The following is a 3,160-nucleotide window of genomic DNA, read 5'->3' as shown; positions in this document are numbered from 1 at the left end:
TGCTGAATGGAAATGTTGGCGCAGTAGCTGCAACAATTGGAATCTTTTTGCCTGCCTTTGTGTTAGTCGGAATCCTCAATCCTTGGGTGCCCAAGCTACGCCAATCCCCCTGGGCAAGTGGATTCCTAGACGGTGTTAATGCCGCTTCCTTAGGACTGATGACAGGAGTCACTTATATCTTAGCACGTACTGCTTTAGTAGATTGGTTAACCGTTATGGTAGCAATAGTTAGCGCGGTGCTGGTATTTCGCTTTAAGGTAAATTCCGCATGGTTAGTATTAATCGGCGGAATTATCGGATTGATTTCACAATTAGCCCAGTTGTCGATTGGGTTTTAGGGAGTCGGGAGTCGGGAGCGGTGCGACCCGTGGCGAATTTAATTCGCCTACGGAAAGCGCACCGAGGGAGTCGGGAATCGGGAGAATGAGGTAGAAAGAATTTTTTCTAGTTTTACTGTTCCCTTGGCTAATAGTATTACGCTTTTCCTTTAACCATGTTCACTAGAATCCCAATAACTTTATTAATATCGCTAATATAATAACTATCATTATCGATATAAGCGACATTTTTTTCAAGCTTAACAAACCTCCATTCATCCCCTGTAGTTACTGCACCATATACACAGGGTAAATCATAACTTTCTTCTTGATTAAAGAGTTGAGCAGCATACATTTCCGCAATACATTGACCCAAGCCAGAAATAATATTTTCATTCTTAGCTTCAACTATTGTAATTACCGGCAAATCTAAATATAACTGCTCTTCTGAACCACTAATGATATAATCACAAAATCCAGTTAAGCCTTTTTCCTTATCGACATTAAAATCAATCCCTGAGAATAGACTAATTTTTTGAGATGATTTTTCTTTGACTTCCAGTAAAATATTAATAATGATTAGTTCTGACCTAGCTTTTTCCGTATTAATGGCTAAGGCTAAAGGGAGATTTCTTTTTAAGGTCTGTGCCAGATAATCACTTATTTGAATTTCTTCACTATTGGAAAATAGTGACTGATCCTCGACAGTCTGGATATTAAAGTCAAGCTTGACTTTCTTTAGAGTAAAGTCACTATATGCCACTTAAGTCTCCTGGTTTTGAGCCTAATGCTAAGGCGGTCGGGGTATGGGTGTTGTTATGCGGCGGATTGGTGCTTTCGATTATACCAAGCATTAACTTCTGCGATTATCTGGCTAACCTGCTCCTGATCCAGAGAACGCCATTGATTGTTTTCAAGAGTATGAAGGCTCTGGTTGGATTCACTGGGATACTTCAACCATCGGTAATAGCCCCTGTCATCGTCCATAGTGAAAAACAATACACATACCGGGAAGGGCAAATCTTGAAAGTACTTCTTTTCTTGGTCAGATAAAACTAGTGACGCTTCTTGCTGTATGTCCTTGAAAGCTTTGTCTCGACCTTTGATGTGAACACCAAAAACCCTTCCTGTTGGTAATTTATCCCGTAGTATTGTTACCAACATATCTAGCCCATAATCAGCCTTCATCCTTTCCACAACTAGATCTTGGCTACTTGTCAAATATACTATCGCCAGATGTTCAGCACGCTCACCAATGAAATAATCTAAATCTCGCTTCATTACTGCCTCCACTATTGCACTAGGAAGTCTGCTGTAACTTGACTGCGATTGACCGTAGGTCACGCTACGCGATGGCTCGAAGAGCCCGCTAAAAGCGATTGGCCTACGGCCACGCTACGCGAACGCATCAATTGATTGCTACTGACTATATTGCCACCTTAACTGAGTTTAATTAGGCAAGCAAAGGTTTGTAATTGTTGAGCTTCGTATTCATGGAATGAAAAGTCTCATTGAACCTCTATAGTCATCAATGTCAAAGATAATCTCAATTAGCCGATCAACACAACGATTGCGATAATCAGGATCACTCAGAACTCGATCAGAATCTCCAATTGTGACAACAGGTAATGAAGTAGATGTATTTTCTTCACGCATCACTTTCTCTAGAGAATTCTTACCGTTCATACTCCGATTGGCTGTTAGCAGGATCATTTGATTGGCTTGTGCAAACCGCCAAACTACTCTGTCATCACTAGTAATCGATAATTCAATCTCTGCAAAAGTGACAAACCGAATGGGTAACAGCTCCAACCAGCCAAGGCTAGCAATACTACCTGACAAAAGTAGAGCATGTCCTTCAAGATTATGATCAACCAAGAAAATCATCGCTGGGACTCAAATTGAGCTTGATGTTTTGCTTTCTGTGCTTGCAGCTTTTCCCAAGCCGCCTCCCTACCTGGTAATGGTGGCTTTTTGGCAAGTCGGGCAATCAGGTCACGATTGCGCTGTTCATAATACTGTCGCAATTCTTCAGCTTCTTTCACTACAATTTGATACTCAGCTTCGACTTCAGCACGATTGGCTTTAATATAGGCCAGAGCAGCATTTATTTGTTCCTCGGTTAAGTTGAAGAGACCACGAATAAGCTTAGGAGGATATTCAGCAGTTAGGTAATCTATTACATCATAGAGTGTGATGCGTGTACCTGATATCGTCAATCCCCTTTCTGTGCGAATGATAGCCACTTTTCCATTAGACTCTAAACTCATATCCCTTATTCTTAAAAGACTAAATCCATCATTAACTACGCTATCAGCTATCAGCTATCAGCTATCAGCTATCAGCTATCAGCTTATGCCCGTAGCGCAATCGGTGCTTTTGAATAAAATAAGCTGACCACTGACCACTGACCACTGACCACTGACCGCCCATCCCTGGCCAAATCAGCTCACCTTAAAATCAGAAATCGTCTCAATCCACACCCTAGCCCCACATTTTAATGGATCATCTGGACGATACATCACCCGACAGGGGCCATTCACCTCTACCGTATGACCATAAATATTTTTAGAACCCCGTTTCACCGTGATCACAGGGTTGCGATCGCCCGTCTTGAGATTGTTGCGAATTACCTTCTGATTAACGTGGATCACAGCTTTGGTGTACTCCGTACGCTTTGACCAATTCCGCTTCGGTCCGCGAGTACCAGGGGTGACCACCGGCATACCGTCAAACAGAGGAATCACCCAAGTTCTACCCACCTTATAAGCCCCCTTAACTCTGCCCTTGCTCAGCAGGAAACGGACGCGAGTGGCAGAAACACCTAGTAATTCAGCGGCTTG

General features: G+C 42.5%; 7 protein-coding genes. 2 read left to right on the top strand and 5 right to left on the bottom strand.

Annotation, left to right across the window (positions count from 1 at the left end; all coding sequences use genetic code 11):
* Together F6K38_RS37925 and F6K38_RS37920 are read left to right on the top strand one after the other, a co-directional pair.
* A partial coding sequence (locus F6K38_RS37925) for a chromate transporter (protein ID WP_502709646.1) occupies positions 1–338 on the top strand: 338 nt, incomplete at its 5' end.
* On the top strand, positions 269–427 hold the full coding sequence (locus F6K38_RS37920; protein WP_287360125.1) for a hypothetical protein: 159 nt from the start codon (positions 269–271) through the stop codon (positions 425–427). The genes F6K38_RS37925 and F6K38_RS37920, both read left to right, overlap by 70 nt.
* Positions 428–474: 47 nt before the next feature.
* Here F6K38_RS37920 and F6K38_RS37915 read toward each other — a convergent pair whose 3' ends face one another.
* The 5 genes from F6K38_RS37915 to F6K38_RS37895 all read right to left on the bottom strand — a co-directional run.
* Entirely contained in the window at positions 475–1,080 is a 606-nt protein-coding gene (locus tag F6K38_RS37915; RefSeq protein ID WP_287265927.1) for a hypothetical protein, read from the bottom strand.
* A 53-nt stretch (positions 1,081–1,133) separates the two neighbouring features.
* On the bottom strand, positions 1,134–1,598 hold the full coding sequence (locus tag F6K38_RS37910) for a DUF4365 domain-containing protein (protein WP_287255252.1): 465 nt from the start codon (positions 1,596–1,598) through the stop codon (positions 1,134–1,136).
* 210 nt (positions 1,599–1,808) lie between these two features.
* Positions 1,809–2,204, bottom strand: coding sequence for a hypothetical protein (locus F6K38_RS37905; protein WP_008183934.1), 396 nt, complete (start codon positions 2,202–2,204; stop codon positions 1,809–1,811).
* Positions 2,201–2,587, bottom strand: coding sequence for a DUF433 domain-containing protein (locus F6K38_RS37900; RefSeq protein WP_008183932.1), 387 nt, complete (start codon positions 2,585–2,587; stop codon positions 2,201–2,203). Before F6K38_RS37900 ends, F6K38_RS37905 begins: the two co-directional genes overlap by 4 nt.
* A gap of 174 nt (positions 2,588–2,761) precedes the next feature.
* Positions 2,762–3,160, bottom strand: a 399-nt coding sequence (locus tag F6K38_RS37895) for a helix-turn-helix domain-containing protein (protein ID WP_287360123.1), incomplete at its 5' end; no start/stop codon positions are given.

The sequence above is a fragment of the Moorena sp. SIO3B2 genome, assembly GCF_010692525.1.
GTDB classification, from domain to species: domain Bacteria; phylum Cyanobacteriota; class Cyanobacteriia; order Cyanobacteriales; family Coleofasciculaceae; genus Moorena; species Moorena producens.
Note: the sequence above shows the minus strand (reverse complement) of the source record. Positions and strands in the feature narration are given on the sequence as shown.

What these genes read in the sequence shown, in the direction of transcription:
- F6K38_RS37910 (WP_287255252.1), bottom strand. Translation starts at nt 1,598, where the DNA reads ATGAAGCGAGATTTAGATTATTTCATTGGTGAGCGTGCTGAACATCTG.
- F6K38_RS37920 (WP_287360125.1), top strand. Translation starts at nt 269, where the DNA reads ATGGTTAGTATTAATCGGCGGAATTATCGGATTGATTTCACAATTAGC.
- F6K38_RS37905 (WP_008183934.1), bottom strand. Translation starts at nt 2,204, where the DNA reads ATGATTTTCTTGGTTGATCATAATCTTGAAGGACATGCTCTACTTTTG.
- F6K38_RS37900 (WP_008183932.1), bottom strand. Translation starts at nt 2,587, where the DNA reads ATGAGTTTAGAGTCTAATGGAAAAGTGGCTATCATTCGCACAGAAAGG.